Origin of the sequence: Vreelandella stevensii S18214 (assembly GCF_000275725.1) — a bacterium.
Taxonomy (GTDB): Bacteria; Pseudomonadota; Gammaproteobacteria; order Pseudomonadales; family Halomonadaceae; genus Vreelandella; species Vreelandella stevensii.
Genome location: NZ_AJTS01000041.1, coordinates 63048 through 81342, shown reverse-complemented (window position 1 = coordinate 81342; position 18295 = coordinate 63048). Strand labels below are relative to the sequence as shown.

Below are 18295 nucleotides of genomic sequence, written 5' to 3'. Positions count from 1 at the left end.
TTTCATTTGCAGGTTTTTGAGAGGAACCAAGATGAGCGGACGTATCGTACAAATCATCGGCGCGGTGATTGACGTAGAGTTTCCGCGGGACTCTGTGCCCAAGGTCTACGACGCGCTGAAGGTCTCCAATGTTGAGACCATCCTCGAAGTCCAGCAGCAGCTGGGCGACGGCGTAGTACGCGCCATTGCCATGGGCTCCACCGAGGGTCTGAAGCGTGGCCTGGACGTGGTCAACACAGGTGCCGCGATTTCCGTACCGGTGGGTAAGGAAACGCTGGGCCGCATCATGAACGTGCTCGGTGAGCCGATCGATGAAGCGGGCCCGATTGGCGAGCAAGAGCGCATGCCGATCCACCGTAAAGCCCCCAGCTATGCCGACCAGGCAGCTTCCAACGAGCTGCTCGAGACCGGCATCAAGGTCATCGACCTGGTATGCCCCTTCGCGAAAGGCGGTAAGGTTGGTCTGTTCGGCGGCGCGGGTGTCGGTAAAACCGTCAACATGATGGAGCTTATCCGCAACATCGCCACCGAACACAGCGGCTACTCCGTATTCGCCGGTGTGGGTGAGCGTACTCGTGAGGGTAACGACTTCTATCATGAAATGACCGAATCCAACGTTATCGACAAGGTAGCGCTGGTCTATGGTCAGATGAACGAGCCGCCCGGCAACCGTCTGCGCGTAGCGCTGACCGGCCTGACCATCGCTGAGAAATTCCGTGATGAAGGCCGTGACGTTCTGCTGTTCGTCGACAACATCTATCGTTACACCCTGGCCGGTACCGAAGTATCTGCACTGCTGGGCCGTATGCCTTCAGCGGTAGGTTACCAGCCGACGCTGGCGGAAGAGATGGGCGTTCTTCAGGAGCGTATCACTTCCACCAAGACAGGCTCTATCACGTCGGTGCAGGCCGTTTACGTTCCTGCGGATGACTTGACTGACCCGTCTCCGGCGACCACCTTCTCCCACCTTGACGCTACCGTGGTACTGGCGCGTTCCATCGCTGAGCTGGGTATCTACCCCGCCATCGATCCGCTGGACTCCACGTCACGTCAGCTGGACCCGCTGGTCGTTGGTGAAGAGCATTACGAAGTGGCGCGTGGCGTGCAGAACGTTCTGCAGCGTTACAAGGAGCTGAAGGACATCATCGCGATCCTGGGTATGGACGAGCTGTCTGACGAAGACAAGCTGGCCGTATCTCGTGCGCGTAAGATCCAGCGCTTCCTGTCTCAGCCGTTCTTCGTGGCTGAGGTATTCACAGGCTCACCCGGCAAGTATGTTTCTCTGAAAGACACCATCCGTGGCTTCCAGGGCATTCTGGCTGGCGAGTATGACGATCTGCCGGAACAGGCCTTCTACATGGTCGGCTCCATCGACGAAGCTGTCGACAAAGCCAACCAGATGAAGAAGTAATCCCGTCCATTAGGGGGATTCGCTATGGCGAATAGCTTCACTTGCAATATCGTCAGCGCAGAAGCATCCATCTTCTCAGGCAAGGTCGAGCAGGTGGTGGCTTCCGGGATCATGGGTGACCTCGGCATCTTGCCGGGGCACGCCCCGCTGCTGACCGAGCTTCAGCCGGGCCCGATCCGCGTGATCCACGATGGCGGCAAGGAAGAAAACTTCTTTGTCTCTGGCGGCTTCATGGAAGTCCAGCCAGATGTCGTGACGATCCTGGCAGATGCCGCTGCTCGTGCCGGTGACCTCGACGAGGCCGCCGCCGAGGAAGCGCGTCAGCAGGCGCTGAAAGCCTTTAACGACAAGTCAGCAGAGCTGGATTATACCCGTGCTGCTGCTGAACTTGCCGAAGCCGTTGCTCAGTTGCGAACGATCCAGCAGCTGCGCAAGAAGGCGGGTAAAGGCTAGTTACACGCACTGTGTACCCAAACGCCCCTTAAACCCGACCAGGGTTTAAGGGGCGTTTTTTTTGTCTGTTAGTATGGTGGTCAGTCGTCCCGGATTTGAATGGCATCAGGAGAGAGCGATGGCGCTGAACGAAGAAGCCTTACAGGAATTGAAAACCGAACTGCTCGATGAGCTGGTCAAGGAAGAGCCCAGCAAGGCGCAATTGGCAGAACGCCTCGCTGAAATTCGCTCGGCCGATATTGGCGAAGTGCTGGAAGAGCTGATCGAAGAGGATGAAGAGCTACGTGCGGCCCTGACGGTGCTGGACATACTCTCCACCGAGCGAGCCGCCAACGTGCTGGGCTATCTGCCAGGCGAGAGTCAGCTCGAAGTCGTCGGTGAGCTGAGCGACACCCAAGTGCTCAAGCTGCTTGAGGAGATGGGGTCGGACGAGCGAGTGGATCTGTTCAACCTGCTCGATGAAGACCGCCGCGAAGCGTTGCTGCGTCGCATGGCGCACCAGGAGCGGGAAGATCTCAAGCGTCTGGCAAGCTACGAAGAAGGCACGGCCGGCGCCATCATGACCTCTGACTATGTGGCGATAGCCAGTGGCATGACGGTGTCACAGGCGATGATGCGGGTGCGACAGACAGCGCCGGATGCGGAAACGGTCTACCAGCTCTACATCCTCGACAAGGAAGGCGAGTTGGTGGGAACCATGTCTCTACGGCAGCTGATGGTCGCCCGTCCAGGAGCCGTGGTCGATGACATCATGATCAAGGATGTCATCAGCACCCACGTAGACGAAGAGCAGGAAGAAGTGGCGCGTATCGTGGCGCGTTATGACCTGCTGGCGCTGCCGGTGCTCGATCAGGATGGACGCATGGTGGGGATCGTGACCCACGATGATGCCATGGACGTGGCCGAATCCGAGGCCACCGAAGATATCCACAAAGGGATGTCGATTGGCCAACTGGAAGACGGTGTCAGCCGGGTGCCCTTGGCCAGTCTTTACCGCAAGCGGGTGACCTGGCTGGTACTGCTGGTGTTTGCCAACCTGTTTTCGGGGGCTGGTATTGCGTACTTCGAAGATACCATTGCCGCTCAGGTCGCTCTGGTATTCTTCCTGCCGCTGTTGATTGGCAGTGGCGGTAATGCGGGCGCCCAGGCGGCCACGTTGATGGTGCGGGGTATGGCCACCGGGGACGTAGGGGTCAAGGACTGGAGCAAGATGCTGGGCAGGGAGCTGCTGGTGGCCGGTGCGCTGGGGCTGACCATGGCGTTGGCCGTCGCGCCCATCGGGGTCATGCGTGGCGGTGAGGAAGTCGCCATGGTGGTCGCGTTGAGCATGGTCACCATCGTGCTGTTCGGTAGCATGATGGGCATGTGTCTGCCGTTCGTACTGGAACGCTTCAAGGTCGACCCGGCCACAGCCTCGGCACCGCTGGTGACGACCCTGATCGATGCCTCGGGGGTATTGATCTACTTCACCATCGCCACCGCCATTCTGACCAACGTCTAGCGCATGGCGCTGCTGGCCGCGCGGGTGATGAACATCACTTCCACGTGGCCCAGCCACTCGATGTCGCTGGCCAGCGCCTTGAGTTGGCTGGCCAGGCACTGGGGCGGCTGGTGGACCGCGTCACCGATGATCAGCGTGACCGATACCTTGTCGTCCAGGTAGTGAAGCTGTAGATCGTTCAACGTGCGCCATACCGGGTGCATGTACCAGCGCTCATCGAGAGCGGCTTCCACTTCTGGGCGCAAGGGCAGGCCGGGCAGGCGGCTCGGGTCGCCCTCACCGGCATCGTCTTCCGGGTCCACGTGGAAGATGACGTCGGTCAGTAGCGGAAACTCGTGGCGCAGGCGGCGACTCACCTCATTGCCGATTTCATGAGCTTCGGAAACGGTGATACGCGGACCCACCACCACGTGCAGGTCCACCATCACCCAGCCTGCCGATTGGCGCGTACGCAGGTCATGCACGCTATCCACGCCGGGCACGCTGCAGGCCACATCATGCATCTGCTGCTGCACGTCTTCGGGCAAGGCGGTATCCACCAGTTCTCTGGCGGACTCCCACAGCAGGTCGATGCCGACCTTACCTACCAGTAACCCCACGATGATCGCGGCCACAGCGTCCAGCCACCCCATCCCATACTGGGCACCCACCAGCGCTACCAGCACCACGGCCGTGGAAAGAGCATCGCTGCGGGAGTGCCAGGCATTGGCTTCCAGCAGCTTGGACTTGACCCGTTTGGCGACCCGCATGGTGTAGCGGAAGATCCACTCCTTGCTGATCAGGGCCAGCACCGTCACCGCGATGGCAAAAGCGCCGGGCGCGCCTACTTCGGTACCGCTCAACAGACGGTCGATGCTCGACCAGGCGATACCGCCTGCCACGAAGATCAGCACACTGCCCAGCAGTAGCGTGGTCAGCGTCTCGATACGGCCATGGCCATAATGGTGGTCGTTATCCGGTTCCTGACGGCCATAATGAATGGCGGCCAGAACAAAGCCATCGGTGACAAGGTCAGACAGGGAGTGAATGCCATCGGCAATCAAGGCTGCCGAGCCAACCAGAAACCCCACCACCACCTTGACGACACTCAGCAGCCCATCCAGCCAGGCACCAATGTACGTGACGCGCTTGGCTTCCTGGCTATGATGGATGTGTGATGAATCGTCTGGAGTGGCCGTCAGTTGCTCTATCTTCATGGCTTGCGTTACCCGATGGCGTACACGCTATATAAAGGCCTCATTGTAGCGTACTGAGGTGAGAGGCTCACCTGATTGACTGCATTGTCTATACAGGAAGCCCCAAAATAGCCGTTGCCAGTGCAAAGTAGATCAGTACGCCTGACGCATCGGCAATCGAGGTCACCAGCGGTGCCGAGGCGGTCGCCGGATCTAGCTTGAAGCGCTGCAGAATGAACGGCAGAATCATCCCTATCAGACTACCTACCGTGACGATCAGCACCATTGATAGCGCGACGACCAGTGCTATTTCGCTGCCCGCGCGGAAAATACCCACCACGGACACCGCCAGTGCCATGGTCAGACCCAGCGCCAAGGCGACGCCGACTTCACGACCCAGCAGCTTGGCCCAATCGCGGGTACGTACATCGCCGGTGGCCATGCCGCGTACCATCAGGGTGGCCGCCTGAGAGCCTGCGTTGCCACCGCTATCCACCAGCAGTGGCAGGAAGAACACCAGCGCAATGTAGGCTTCGATGGTTTCTTCGAAATAGGCGATACCGGCACCCGAGAAGATATTGGCGAATACCAGCAATACCAGCCACACCACACGCTTGCGGTAGAGCTCGAACAGGCTGACCGAGCGCAGGCTGCCCTCCAGCTTGCCCACCGACACCCCCTTGTGCATGTCTTCGGTGGCTTCTTCCGCGGCCACGTCCATGGCGTCGTCGTAGGTCACGATGCCCACCAAGCGGTCACCACCATTGATCACGGGAAGCGCCAGCAAGTCGTAATGGGCAATCAGCCGGCTGACTTCTTCCTGCGGCGTTTCCACGGAGGCAAACACCACTTCCGAGACCATTAGTTCTTCCACGCATTGGTGGGGGGCCGCAAGAATCAGCTGGCGTAGCGATACGGTGCCCTGCAAACGGCCTTCTTTATCGACGCAATACACCTGGTAGATGGTTTCGGCGTCAGGCGCGCTGGCGCGTAGCAGGCTCAAGGCTTCCGCCACGTCGATGGTGACCGGCACGGAAACATACTCGGAGGTCATGACGGCCCCTGCCGTGCCTTCGGCATAGCTGGCCAGCTTGGTTAAGTCATCGCGCTCTTTTTGCGATAGTTGGCGCAGGATGGCAGGCTGCCTGCCTGGCGCCACCAGGTGGAACAGGTCAGCGCGCTCGTCTGCATCCATCGTGGCAGCCAGTTTTGCGAGTTCTTCATCGGTCATTTTTTCACCGATGTCCCGCTGTTGCTCCGTTTCCAGGTAGCCGAACGTAGGGCCACGCTGCGCTTCGGGAAGCTGCATGAGCAACGCCAACACCGTATAGGCGGGCTCGTAACGGGCAAAATCGGCAATATCGGCAGGCTGCATTTCCGCGACGATATGAGAAATCGCGGTGTGATCGTTGCGCTGCATGGCGCTTCTTAGTGAAGCGGCTAGTACGGCATAGCTCATTGTTCGCCTCCGGCAATGGCGGAATCAAGGCGAGACAACCCGATGTGAAGGCAGCGTTCATGACGACGCACCGACACGCATATAATCCACGCGCACAAGGTTTTCTGGCCATAGTGGCCTGACATGAGTCAGGGACACACGGTCGACAAAGTACTTGCGTGCATAGTGAACGACTAATGTGGCGAGTTGACGACAACGACTCGCGCAAGGCGCGAAAGAGCTATGAAGAGAGGCGGGGGTATAGAGGGCCAAGCCACGACGGCCTGGAGAGCAGAAAGCTTACCGGCGGGTCGTGTGCACTAGCGAGCCAAACTTCATGGCTGCTTCACGCATACATAATCGACTACTGGGATCTTCCATGGGCTGCTCTCGAAACCTCTTTTATGGGAAAGATAAGGAGTTGTATTGCATTCATGGGCCACAGGTAGGGCGCTTGAACACGGCGCCATGCTAGGAGGCGTTTTCATGATTGTCAATCACAGAATATTTGCAGGCGGACATCATGGAATCGCACGTGTATCCTTGTGGCTTTTCAGAACGCCTCTCAACTGACGCTAGGATGAATCTATGGATTGGCTACAGGTCGTGATTTTGGCAGTGGTTCAGGGAATAACCGAGTTCCTGCCGATTTCCAGTTCCGCACATCTTATTCTCGTGCCCGTATTTACGCCTTGGGAAGATCAGGGGTTGGCATTCGATGTGGCACTCCATCTGGGTAGCTTGAGTGCCGTCATCCTCTACTTTCGTCATGAAATCATACGCATGGTCGTCAGCGGTGTGGCCGCGCTACGGGGCAAAGGCGTCGATGAGGATGCCAGGCTAGGGTTCTGGGTCGCATTGGCCACTTTGCCGGTGTGTATTATCGGCTTTTTGGGTCGTGATCTGATTGCCGATCACATGCGCTCGACCCTGATCATCGGGCTGAGCCTGGTCGCTTTTGGTTTACTGCTGGGCTATGCCGACTGGAAAAAGCGCGGCACCCGCAGCGAGTACAGCATGAATCTGAAGGATGTGCTGATCATTGGTTTTGCGCAGGCACTGGCGCTAATTCCGGGTACATCCCGTTCCGGTATCACCATCACGGCAGCCCTGTTGGTAGGCATGAGCCGGGAGGGCGCTGCGCGCTTCTCGTTTCTGCTGTCGATCCCCGTGATTGTGCTGGCCGGAGGTCTGGAGGCCGTTGGCTTGCTCAGTGATCCCCAGGCCATCGACTGGCCCGCCATGATCGTGGGTACGCTTCTCTCTGGTATTAGTGCCTATCTCTGTATTCACTATTTTCTGGTCGTCATCAAGAAGTTGGGCATGCAGCCATTCGTGATTTACCGCGTGGTATTCGGTCTCTGGCTGCTGTGGTTCTTCCACTTCTAATCTCGTGCAAACTTCAAGGAAAATGCGATGAACATCGGCTATCGTCCCTTTTTAGCTGGCCTTGGTTTACTCACCCTGCTGCCCCTGATGGCAGGCTGTTCGGAGAGTGATCGCCCTCTGGAACCCCCCACCCGGTTTGAAGGCGGGGTGTTTGGCTCTTTCTATCAGGTAACGGTGATGGACCCGCTGACCCAAGGGCAAGCACAGGCGCTGGAAGAGGGGTTTTTGGCCGAACTCGAAAGCGTGGACCGCTCCATGTCGACTTACCGAGATGATGCCGAGTTGGTGACCTTCAATCATGCGCCGCTGAATGAGTGGCAGCCGCTGTCCAATGAGCTGATCGAAGTCTTGGCCGTCAGTCAGGCCGTTGCGGCAGACAGCGATGGTGCCTTCGATGTGACGGTGGGTGGCCTGGTGAACTTGTGGAGTTTCGGGCCAGAAGCAAGGCCAGAAGAAGTACCCAGTGACGAGGCCCTGGCCGAGCGCCTCTCTACCGTCGGGCATGACGCTTTGGAAGTGGATACCCAGCAGATGCAGGCGCGGCGCACGCGGGATGTGTTTGTCGACCTCTCTGGCGTGGCGAAAGGCCATGCCGTCGATCGAGTAGGCGCGTATCTTGACCAGCAGGGGATCGAGCACTACCTGGTGAATCTTGGGGGAGACATGATCGCCCGTGGTTACCGGGAGCCAGACGAGGAGCGTGCCTGGCGGATCGGTATCGAAGTACCGGAAGACGGTGAGCAAGCGGCTCAGCATATTGTGCCGCTCAGCAACCTGTCGGTAGCGACCTCCGGCGACTACCGCAATTACTTCGAAGTCGATGGGCAGCGCTACTCGCATACCATCGACCCTCGCGATGGCCAACCGATTACCCATGACCTGGTATCGGTGTCGGTGTTCCATCCCTCCAATGCCTGGGCGGATGCCTGGGCCACGGCACTGCTGGTGGTTGGTACGGAAGAGGGCATGGCGCTGGCCCTGGAACACGACTTGAACGTACTGCTGCTGGTGCGCGACGGCGACCGCTGGCGCAGCATCGCCAGCCCAGCATTCAAGGACTATTTTGGTGATACGCTGCTGGAAGAGCTGGGCATCGATGCCTGGACACCGGCAGCGGCCCAATAACGGTAGGTACTGAACATGCATGATCTCGACATCGTCATTCTGGCGGCCGGTAAAGGTACGCGGATGCGCTCTCCCTTGCCGAAAGTGCTGCATACCCTGGCAGGCAAACCCATGGTGCAGCACGTGCTGGAGACTGCTCAGGCGCTGAATCCGGCACGGACCCACGTGGTGATCGGTCACGGCGCTGACCAACTGCGTGACGCGCTGGCAGAGCATGACGTGCTGTTTGCGCTGCAGGAAGAGCAAAAGGGGACGGGGCATGCCGTGGCGCAGGCCCAGGCCCGCCTGGGCAATGGCGTCGTGCTGGTGCTTTACGGCGATGTGCCGCTGATTCGCCGTGACACGCTGGCGAGTCTGCTTGCCCAGGTGGATGAGCAGCATATGGGGCTGTTGACGGTCACGCTGGACGATCCCAGCGGTTACGGGCGCATCGTGCGTGATAGTGACGGGCAGGCCGTGGCGATTGTCGAGCAAAAGGATGCCAACGACGAGCAACTGGCCATCACCGAGTGCAATACCGGCATCATGGCCATGACCAGCGCTCAACTGAAGCGCTGGCTGCCCCAGCTCTCGGCAGAGAATGCCCAGGGTGAGTACTATCTGACCGACGTCATTGCCATGGCTGCTAGCGAAGGTATCAAGGTGGCTACGGCGCAGCCCCATGATGCTACCGAGGTGGAAGGGGTCAACAACCGTGCCCAGATGGCCCGTCTGGAGCGTGCCCACCAGCAGCAGACGGCGGAAGCGTTGATGGCTCAGGGCGTTGCCCTGGCAGACCCGGCGAGAATCGATGTACGCGGCACGCTTACCTGTGGCCACGATGTGTTCATCGACGTGGGCTGCGTCTTCGAAGGGAACGTGGAGCTGGGCGAAGGCGTGCGCGTCGGACCTTACTGCGTAATCAAGAACAGTACCCTCGGTGCTGAAAGCGTCATCGATAGCCACAGCGTCATCGACTCCACGGTGGCCGCTGGCCATAATCAGATTGGCCCTTATGCACGTTTGCGTCCTGGCACGCGTCTGGCGGTCAAGGCGAAAGTGGGCAACTTCGTGGAGACCAAGAACGCCGAGGTTGGCGAAGGCAGCAAGATCAATCATCTGAGCTACGTGGGCGATGCCACCCTGGGGCGCGAGGTGAACGTTGGGGCAGGCACCATTACCTGCAACTACGATGGCGTCAACAAGCATCGCACGCAGATTGGCGACCATGCCTTCATTGGCTCCAACAGCGCGCTGGTTGCCCCTGTTTCGATTGGTCAGGGGGCCACCGTGGGGGCGGGCTCCACCATCGCCAAGGACGTGGCGGAGCACGCCCTGGCAGTGACCCGCAGCCGCCAGTTGGAAAAGGCCGACTGGCCGCGCCCCACCAAAAAAGCAAACTAAACACCGGTGATACAGGCGCTTGGCGCCTTCAGGAGAGTGGAGTATGTGCGGTATCGTCGCAGCCGTGGCACAGCGCAATGTGCAGGGGATATTGCTGGAAGGGCTCAAACGCCTGGAGTATCGCGGTTATGATTCGGCAGGCATGACGGTACTCAGCAGCGGAGCGCTGACCCGCCACCGGGCCCTGGGCAAGGTAGCGGCCCTGGAAGAGCGCCTGGCCAACGAGGCACTGCCGGGTCATTGCGGTATCGCCCATACCCGCTGGGCCACCCACGGCAAGCCCTCCGAGGCCAACGCTCACCCCCACCACAGCCGCGACAGTGTTGCTGTAGTACATAACGGCATCATCGAGAATTACGAGCAGATCAAGGAGACGCTGCAGGGCAGCGGCTACACCTTCACTTCCGACACCGATACCGAAGTGATCGCTCACTTGCTGGCCGACAAACTCACCACTGGCAAGACACTGTTCGAAGCGACCCAGGAGATCGTCAGTGGGCTTGGGGGAGCTTATGCGCTGGGCGTGATGAGTACGCACGAACCCAACGTGGTGGTGGGCGCCCGTCAGGGCAGCCCGCTGGTGGTGGGCGTGGGTATCGATGAGGCCTTCCTGGCCTCCGACCCGCTGGCGCTGCTGCAGGTCACCGACCGCTTCATCTACCTGGAAGAGGGCGATCTGGTCGAGCTGCGCGAACACGGTGCCATCCGTATCGTCGACCGACAGGGGAACGTTGTCGAGCGCCCGGTGCATACCTTCGAGCATGGCGATGGCGCCGCCAGCAAGGGAGAGTATCGCCACTACATGCTCAAGGAAATCTTCGAGCAGCCCAAGGTCATCGAGGCAGCGCTGGAAGGGCGCATGAGTGCCAGCAGCGTTCTGGTCGAGAGCTTCGGGCCAGACGCCCAGGCGCTGTTTCAGAAAACCCGCCAGGTGCATATCATCGCCTGTGGCACCAGCTACCATGCGGGCCTGGTGGCCCGCTACTGGCTGGAGCGCTATGCTGGCGTGCCGGTGCAGGTCGAAGTGGCCTCCGAGTATCGTTACCGCCACCCGGTGGTGCCGGAAGGCACACTATTCGTCACCCTCTCTCAGTCTGGGGAAACCGCCGATACGCTGGCAGCGCTGCGGTTTGCCAAAACCCTTGGCTATGTCGGTACGTTGGCGATCTGCAACGTGCCCGGCAGTTCGCTGGTGCGCGAGTCGGATATGTCGCTGATGACCCGTGCAGGCCCTGAAATCGGCGTGGCCTCCACCAAAGCGTTTACGACGCAATTGATCGCACTGCTGCTGCTGACGCTCTCCGTCAGTAAAGCGAAGGGGCGGCCTGAACAGCCAGCGATTCTGGCTGCCCTGCAGGAACTACCGGCGCTTTGCCAGCAGGTATTGGGCCTCGATGCGCAGATCGAAGCGCTTTCCCAGGCGTTTGCCGAAAAGCACCATGCGCTGTTTTTGGGGCGTGGTGCTCACTACCCGATTGCCCTGGAAGGTGCCCTGAAGCTCAAGGAAATCTCCTACATCCACGCGGAAGCCTATCCGGCTGGCGAGCTGAAGCACGGCCCGCTGGCGCTGGTGGATAGTGAAATGCCGGTGATTTCGGTGGCCCCGAACGATGACCTGCTGGAGAAGCTGAAGTCCAACCTGCAAGAAGTGCGCGCTCGCGGCGGCCAGCTGTTCGTATTCGCTGATCGCAAGGTAGGCATTAGCGCTCAGGACGACATCCGCGTGCTGGAATTACCGGAGGTACATGAGGCACTGGCGCCGCTGCTATATACCCTGCCGCTACAGCTGCTGAGCTACCACGTGGCCGTATTGAAAGGCACCGATGTGGACCAGCCACGTAACCTGGCGAAAAGCGTGACGGTGGAATAAACCCGGAACACAAATAATTGCAAAGGTCGGCATAAAAGCGCTTTACAGGATGCGGCGAATAGCCGCATCTTATGCGCGATCGCTGCGTTGCAGCACATAGTTAGTGTGCTTATCATCGTGGCGGTACTCTCTTATCCTGCCAGGACCACACTGCCATGAAACCACCAGACGCCCTTGTAGCACGGCACGCCTCCCGCCGCGCTGCTCGGTTGTTGACCGCCCTCTGCTTGACCCTCTTTCCTTCCTTTGTGTTTGCTGCTGCCGGCCCGCTAGACCTGACCACCTCGATGGCCGGTATTGCCGCCGTTATCATTTTCATTCTTGCTTATGCACTGGTCATGAGCGAAGAAATTATCCACATGCGCAAGTCCAAGCCGGTGTTGGTGGCGGCGGGACTGATCTGGGCCATGGTGGCTTGGGTGTACGTGCAGGCCGGCATGCCTCATGAAGCAGAAGAAGCCTTCAAGGAGACGCTGCTGGAGTACACCGAGCTGCTGCTGTTCCTGCTGGTGGCGATGACCTACATCAACGCCATGGAAGAGCGGCGTATCTTCGATTCGCTGCGCGCCTGGCTGGTGCGCAAGGGGTTCAGCTACCGAACCCTGTTCTGGATTACCGGCTGTCTTGCGTTTGCCATCTCCGCGATTGCCAACAACATGACCACGGCCATGCTGATGTGTGCCGTCGTCTTGAAAGTGGCTGAGGGAGACAACAAGTTCATCAGCCTGTGCTGTGTCAACGTGGTGGTTGCTTCCAACGCAGGGGGCGCCTTCAGCCCGTTTGGCGACATTACCACGCTGATGGTATGGCAAGCCGGGCAAGTGCCGTTCGAAGGCTTCTTCGTGCTGCTGCTGCCCGCCATCGTCAATTTCATGGTGCCTGCGCTGATCATGAACTTCTTCCTCGTCAACCGTCAGCCCGCTGCCTTGACCGAGAACGTCTGGATGAAGCGCGGCGCGAAGCGCATCATCTTGCTGTTCCTGATCACCGTGGCCATCTCGGTACTGTGCCATTCGATCCTGTATCTCCCCCCTGCCATGGGCATGATGTTTGGCCTGGGCCTGCTGCAGTTCTTTGGCTACTACCTGCGTCGCAGCCTGCCTCGCTCCCTGGAGCGCAAGCGCGAGCGCTACTCTCGCCGTGGCGATTGGCAAAAGCTGGAGCAACTGGGCAGCGTGGTGCCGTTCGATATCTTCAGCCGGATTGCGCGCTCCGAGTGGGACACGCTGCTGTTCTTCTACGGAGTCGTCATGTGTGTCGGTGGCCTGGGCTTCATGGGCTATCTCAGCCTGCTGTCTGAAACGCTGTATGGCGGTTGGAACCCGGTCTGGGCCAACGTGGTGCTGGGCCTGATTTCCGCCGTAGTGGATAACATCCCCGTGATGTTTGCCGTGCTCTCCATGGCGCCAGACATGAGCGAAGGCAACTGGCTGTTGATTACCCTGACGGCGGGGGTGGGCGGTAGCCTGCTTTCCATGGGGTCTGCCGCTGGGGTGGCGCTGATGGGGCAGGCACGGGGCATTTACACCTTTGCCGTGCACTTGCGTTGGGTACCCGCCATCTTACTGGGCTATGCGGCCAGTATTGCGGCGCACCTGATGATCAACGCCAGCTTGTTTTGAAAACCGATCGTTTGCCCAGCGCTGGCCGCTGGGCAGGCAAATAAAAACGCCCCTTATCAAAAAGATAAGGGGCGTTTTTATTGGTAAGCGAGTGGAAACTTATAAGTCGTGGCCGGTGACCACTTGGCAAATGTCGGCGAAGCTGCGGGCCATGGGCACGACCGTGGCATCCGCTTTCCCTTTGGCCTGCTTGCCCATGACGGCTTGAATGTCCGTGGCCGATACGATTCCTCGCACGCTGAGTTCATGATTGGCCGTCTGCTCGGTAATCAGCAGGTGTTGCTCGGCAAACGTTTCCATGGACCGCACCAGATCCTCGATAGTGAGCGCTTTCAGCTGCTCTATTGGCATGGCGCTGAGTTTTTCCCAGGGCGTCATGATCATGTCGGCGGTGACGTCGGAGCGTTCCAGGTTGCGCTGCTGCATGGCGATATTGATGCGCCGTGAGCCAATTACTTCCTTGGCCGACAGCACGCCGACGCAGTGATTCTGCTTGTCCATCACGAACAGCAGGCGAACACCGCCGTGGCGCATCTTCTGATGGGCTTCATCGATGGGGGTATCGCCAGCGACAGATTGCGGCACCACCTTGGTGAAATCGGTCAGAACCGACAGCGCTGGGCTATCCGGCGTCAACGTCTTGGCGGCCGGGGTAGTCAGCAGCGGGGTAGTGCCAAATTGGATAAGGGCTTTGTGAGATTTCAGCAGTGAATTCATCGGGGGTACCTCCGTGGGGTGAATAACAGGTCATTGACTGATTGCCTGCTCTGTACCTTCACAGTTGCACGGAATTCTTATCGAAATCTTAACAGCCAGAATCTGTTACATTTTTTCTCATTCTTTTGCCTGGCGCTGGGTCAACGCATCTCTCGCCAACGTGGCGCGTACCCGCAGGCCTCCACTGGGTGCCTCCTCCAGTAACAGGGTGCCTCCATGGCGTTTCACGATGCGTTCGACGATCGATAAGCCCAGCCCAGCGCCCGCCCCAGGCCCTGCACGCTGAAAGCGCTCCACGACTCGGCTGCGCTCGCTGGGCGGAATCCCCTTGCCCTGGTCATCGACCATTAGCGTGATGTGGTGATGGGACGCGCTCAGGTGCACCGTCACAGCCCCACTGGGTGGCGAGTGTTGAAGGGCGTTGCCCACCAGGTTCTGTACCAGGGTCTCGATGGCCCCGGGCTCCTCTTCCATGAGCCAGCTCTGCTGCTCTTCGACTTCCATATGCAGCTGCTGGCGGCGCTCCGTGGCCAGCGGCAGGAGTTTCGCCAGAGTCTCCTGGGTCTCTTGCCGCACGTCGGCATGGCGGATTTCGGGTAGCGGCTCCTCTTCGGGGTCCAGCCTTGCCAGGGTCAATAGTTGGGCCACCAGCCGCGTCGAACGGGCCACGCCGCTGCGCAAATGGTGCAGCGACTCTTCACGATCCGCGCGGTTATCGGCGGCCAGCGCGTTTTGAGCGTGCAGATCGAGAATCGCCAGCGGCGTACGCAGCTCGTGGGTGGCATCGGCAATGAAGCGCTTTTCGCGAATACGCATCTGCTGTAAACGCGCCAGCAAGCGGTTGAGTGCCCCAGCAATGGTATCCAGCTCCTGAGGAAGGGGCTGCAATGACAGCGGCTGGAGGTTGTTAGGGTCGCGGCTGCGTATCTGTTCCGCCATGCGTGACAGCGGTGCCAGCCCCCAGCCAATCGACCACCACAGCAGCAGGGTCAGCAGAGGCAGGCCGATCAGGTCGGGTAGTAGCGTGCGCAGCGCCACTTCTCGGGTCAGTGCCGCGCGTACATCCTGGCGTTCGCTGACGATGACTCGCTTGTTGGCATCTGCCAGCGAAAGCACGTAGACCCGCCAGGTCTGCTCCTCCAGGGTGGCGGTCGAATACCCGACCGGCTGGCTCACCAGCGGGGTCGCCGGGGCGTTATCGGAACGCAGCAGCAGCTGGTTGCCTTCCCACAGCTGAAACGCCAGCTGGTGGGTATAGCCATCGCTCAGATCTGGTGGCTCTGTGGCGCCGGGCTGCAGCAAGGCGCTCTCCAGGCTTCTCAGCAGCAGCGTGCGGTCCTGGGCAGGCAAGGGAGCTTGTAGCAGGCCCTCCAGCAAACGGGCGTTTTGCGCCAGGCTGCGGTCGTGCAACTCTTCGATTTCCTGTGCCGCAAAGCGATAGCTGATGAAACCGATGATGAACATGCTCACGCCGAATACCAGCAGCACGAGCCCCAGCGTGCGGCGACGAATGGAGCGCATCAGCTCTCCTTGCCCGTTTTTTCCATCACATAGCCAATGCCCCGCACGGTGCGGATGGCATCCGGAAACAGCTTGCGCCGCAGGTGATGGATATGGACCTCGATGGCATTGCTTTCCACGTCCTCTTCCCAGCCGTACACCAGCCGGGCCAACGTATCACGGGTGAAGACGCGCCCCGGGTGGCTCATGAACTCCTGCAGCAGCGCCAGCTCGCGACGCGACAGGGGAATGGTCTGCTGCTGGTAGTGCACGGTGAGGGTTTGAGGGTTCAAGCTGATCCCCCGGCAGGAGAGCAGGCCGTTGGGCTGGCCCTGGCTGCGGCGTAACAAGGCCCGCAGGCGCGCTTTCAGCTCATCCACTTCGAAGGGTTTGGTCAAGTAGTCGTCGGCACCCGCGTCCAGCCCGGCAATGCGGCTCTCGACGGCGTCGCGGGCCGTCAGCACCAGAATGGGCACCTGATGTCCCTGGCGGCGCAGGGTTTGCAGCAGCTCAATGCCGTCCATGGTGGGCAGGCCCAGGTCCAGAATCACGGCATCGAACGGTTCGTTTTGCAGTGCGACCAGGGCCGTGTCACCATCGGTCAGATGATCGACCGTGTAATGCTCGGGCTTTAGCGCCATGCGAATGCCCGATGCCAGGCTAGGGTCATCTTCCACCAATAAAATTCGCATACTGACGGGCCACTCCTCTTGTTGTGTTGCGCCTGCTGGCGACAAGGCTATCTGGCATGTTCTCGACCCACCCGGCAACGTCGATCATGGTCTGCCCGGCGCATCAACGGCGCGAGGCGCTGCTGCAGTTGGCTGCTGTCCACTATCCTGCCCAGCAGGCTGCGCTACAGCAGGCGCTGGTCAAGGCCAGCACACGGCCCGAGGGGTGGTCGGGCCTATGGGTGGCCTGCCAGGCAGGGCGAGTCTGCGCTGCCGCCTGGGTAGAGTGCCAGGAAAACCACATCGCGCAGCTATGGTTGCCCAAGCAGAATAACCAATTTGTCGAGCCCCTGCTAAGTCAACTGCACCGCTGGGTGGCGACCCAAGGGCTGGTGCTGTGTCACGTTGCCCTGGATGAGACCATGGCGAGCTGGGAAGCGCCATTGCTGAACCTGGGCATGCAGCGGTTGGCCACCCTCGATCACCTGGTTTGGCCCTGTCGGCCGGTTTCTCACGTGCGGGGGCTGCCACCGCTACGGCCGTTTGATGAGCTGACGCCCGCTCAGCAGCAGGCACTGGTCGAGCTGGTGGGGGAGGGCTCGCTGGATTGCCCTGCCTTGCGCGATGTATTGCCTGCGCAGGCTCTGCTGGAAGGCTTTTATCACCAGGCATCGAGCGCTTCCGAACACTGGTATTACCTGCAGGGGGAGCAGGGCCGCCATGCGGGCCTGCTGCTGCTGGATGCCAGCCCAGGCCGCGAGCACTGGAGCGTTCAGTTGATGGGGCTGGTGCCTGGCTGGCGCGGCCAGGGGCAAGGCAAGGCACTGGTGCAGCAAGCGCAGGCCATGGTGGCCGAGGCGGGCGCAAGCCAGCTGGCGCTGACGGTAGACCGCAACAACCTGCCCGCGCAGCGAGCCTATCGGCAGGCGGGGATGCTGCCTGCGGGTGAGCATCAACTGCTGGGCTGGTGTGTCTTGCCCGCCACCGAGTTGAATTGCCGCGCTTAGTAGCATTTTCCTACCCTTTGTGTTCTCGGTATACTAACTCCAAGAGGCATGTCTTGGCGTTTCGGCGGCAGTGAGCGTTGGTGCGCTGGGGTTCAGTGCTACGTCATCAAGCGTCAGGTTCCTGAGCACGGTTCCTAAGCACGATTCTTAAGCACAACGTTTTATATAAAACTCAAAGAGGTGGTGAGAGTGAAATCTAAGCTGATCATGAGCGGGCTGGCGGCCCTCGGCGTCATGGCAGGCACATCGGGTGCTTATGCTCTGGACGACGCCGCACGTGACGCAATGGCTGAGCGCCTGGCACCAGTAGGCCAGCTCTGCCTCCAAGGCCAAGACTGTGGTACCGCATCGGCACCGGCAGCGGCTAGCGGTGGTGGTGGTGACGAGGTCGACGGCGCGGGCATTTACAACCGCGTTTGCATGGCGTGTCACGAGACGGGCGCTGCCGGTGCACCGGTACGTGGTGATGAAGGCGCCTGGGCCGAGCGTACCGAGCAGGGCTTTGCCACGCTGCTCGAGCACTCGATCAACGGCATTGGCGCGATGCCTGCCCGCGGCGGCAACCCCAACCTCTCAGATGCCGAAATGGAAGCCGCCACCGCCTACCTGCTGGAACCGGTGATGGACGTGCCTGAGCTGGGCGGTGGTGAAGAAGCGGCTGCCGAAGACGAAGGTGCCAGCGAGGACGTCGCCGCGGCTGAAGAAGCCACCAGCGAAGATGAAGCCGTGGCCAGCACAGAAGAAGCCGCCAATGGCGGTAGCGATCTGGATGGCGCCGCGCTTTACTCCAGCGCAGGCTGTGTTGCTTGTCACGCCGCTGGTGTGGCCGGTGCACCGGTGCTGGGCGATGCGGATGCCTGGGCAGCGCGAATCGACAAAGGAATGGATGAGCTCTACGCCAGCGTGTTCAACGGCCTGGGCGTGATGCCGCCGCGCGGTGGCAGCAGCGCTTCCGATGAAGAGATCATGGCCATCGTCGACTACATGGTCGCCGAAGCCGAGTAATCCTTCGTTAGCGGATGATCCAAACTAT

General features: G+C 60.2%; 15 protein-coding genes. 10 read left to right on the top strand and 5 right to left on the bottom strand.

What is annotated here, in order from left to right:
* Nucleotides 1–31 precede the first annotated feature (31 nt).
* The 3 genes from atpD (at nt 32) to mgtE (HSS18214_RS0112205) (ending at nt 3365) form a co-directional block, all read left to right on the top strand.
* Nucleotides 32–1411 (top strand): F0F1 ATP synthase subunit beta, encoded by a 1380-nt coding sequence (gene atpD, locus HSS18214_RS0112215; protein ID WP_016915577.1) that lies wholly within the window; start codon nt 32–34, stop codon nt 1409–1411.
* Between the two features lie 24 nt (nt 1412–1435).
* Nucleotides 1436–1864, top strand: coding sequence for a F0F1 ATP synthase subunit epsilon (locus tag HSS18214_RS0112210; protein WP_016915576.1), 429 nt, complete (start codon nt 1436–1438; stop codon nt 1862–1864).
* 118 nt (nt 1865–1982) lie between these two features.
* Nucleotides 1983–3365 (top strand): magnesium transporter, encoded by a 1383-nt coding sequence (gene mgtE, locus HSS18214_RS0112205; RefSeq protein WP_016915575.1) that lies wholly within the window; start codon nt 1983–1985, stop codon nt 3363–3365.
* Here mgtE (HSS18214_RS0112205) and HSS18214_RS0112200 read toward each other — a convergent pair.
* Nucleotides 3362–4561 carry a cation diffusion facilitator family transporter gene (locus HSS18214_RS0112200; protein ID WP_016915574.1) on the bottom strand — a complete coding sequence of 400 codons (1200 nt, stop codon included), beginning with the start codon at nt 4559–4561 and terminating at the stop codon, nt 3362–3364. The genes mgtE (HSS18214_RS0112205) and HSS18214_RS0112200 overlap by 4 nt on opposite strands.
* An 88-nt stretch (nt 4562–4649) precedes the next feature.
* Complete coding sequence (gene mgtE, locus HSS18214_RS0112195) at nt 4650–5999, bottom strand: magnesium transporter (RefSeq protein WP_026001911.1); 1350 nt, start codon at nt 5997–5999, stop codon at nt 4650–4652.
* Between the two features lie 567 nt (nt 6000–6566).
* Here mgtE (HSS18214_RS0112195) and HSS18214_RS0112190 point away from each other — a divergent pair.
* The 5 genes from HSS18214_RS0112190 to nhaD all read left to right on the top strand — a co-directional run bounded on the left by HSS18214_RS0112190 (nt 6567) and on the right by nhaD (nt 13367).
* The gene (locus HSS18214_RS0112190) at nt 6567–7367 is read left to right on the top strand and encodes an undecaprenyl-diphosphate phosphatase (protein WP_016915572.1); all 801 of its coding nucleotides are present in this window, start codon (nt 6567–6569) and stop codon (nt 7365–7367) included.
* Nucleotides 7368–7394: 27 nt separating this feature from the next.
* Nucleotides 7395–8492, top strand: a complete 1098-nt coding sequence (locus HSS18214_RS0112185) for an FAD:protein FMN transferase (protein ID WP_016915571.1) — start codon at nt 7395–7397, stop codon at nt 8490–8492.
* A gap of 15 nt (nt 8493–8507) precedes the next feature.
* Nucleotides 8508–9875 carry a bifunctional UDP-N-acetylglucosamine diphosphorylase/glucosamine-1-phosphate N-acetyltransferase GlmU gene (gene glmU, locus HSS18214_RS0112180; RefSeq protein ID WP_016915570.1) on the top strand — a complete coding sequence of 456 codons (1368 nt, stop codon included), beginning with the start codon at nt 8508–8510 and terminating at the stop codon, nt 9873–9875.
* 43 nt (nt 9876–9918) lie between these two features.
* A complete protein-coding gene (glmS, locus tag HSS18214_RS0112175) occupies nt 9919–11745 on the top strand; it encodes a glutamine--fructose-6-phosphate transaminase (isomerizing) (RefSeq protein WP_016915569.1) in 1827 nt (608 codons plus the stop codon).
* A 155-nt stretch (nt 11746–11900) separates the two neighbouring features.
* Entirely contained in the window at nt 11901–13367 is a 1467-nt protein-coding gene (nhaD, locus tag HSS18214_RS0112170) for a sodium:proton antiporter NhaD (RefSeq protein ID WP_016915568.1), read from the top strand.
* A gap of 99 nt (nt 13368–13466) precedes the next feature.
* Here nhaD and HSS18214_RS0112165 read toward each other — a convergent pair whose 3' ends face one another.
* From HSS18214_RS0112165 to HSS18214_RS0112155, 3 genes are all read right to left on the bottom strand, one after another.
* On the bottom strand, nt 13467–14084 hold the full coding sequence (locus HSS18214_RS0112165) for a CBS domain-containing protein (protein ID WP_016915567.1): 618 nt from the start codon (nt 14082–14084) through the stop codon (nt 13467–13469).
* A 117-nt stretch (nt 14085–14201) separates the two neighbouring features.
* Complete coding sequence (locus HSS18214_RS18225) at nt 14202–15605, bottom strand: ATP-binding protein (protein ID WP_016915566.1); 1404 nt, start codon at nt 15603–15605, stop codon at nt 14202–14204.
* On the bottom strand, nt 15605–16276 hold the full coding sequence (locus tag HSS18214_RS0112155; protein WP_016915565.1) for a response regulator transcription factor: 672 nt from the start codon (nt 16274–16276) through the stop codon (nt 15605–15607). The genes HSS18214_RS18225 and HSS18214_RS0112155 overlap by 1 nt, the downstream gene beginning before the upstream one ends.
* A 56-nt stretch (nt 16277–16332) precedes the next feature.
* On the opposite strand from HSS18214_RS0112155, the gene HSS18214_RS18220 reads away from it, so the two are divergent.
* Together HSS18214_RS18220 and HSS18214_RS0112145 are read left to right on the top strand one after the other, a co-directional pair.
* Complete coding sequence (locus HSS18214_RS18220; RefSeq protein WP_016915564.1) at nt 16333–17262, top strand: GNAT family N-acetyltransferase; 930 nt, start codon at nt 16333–16335, stop codon at nt 17260–17262.
* A gap of 189 nt (nt 17263–17451) precedes the next feature.
* The gene (locus HSS18214_RS0112145; RefSeq protein ID WP_016915563.1) at nt 17452–18267 is read left to right on the top strand and encodes a c-type cytochrome; all 816 of its coding nucleotides are present in this window, start codon (nt 17452–17454) and stop codon (nt 18265–18267) included.
* The last annotated feature ends 28 nt before the right edge of the window (nt 18268–18295 follow it).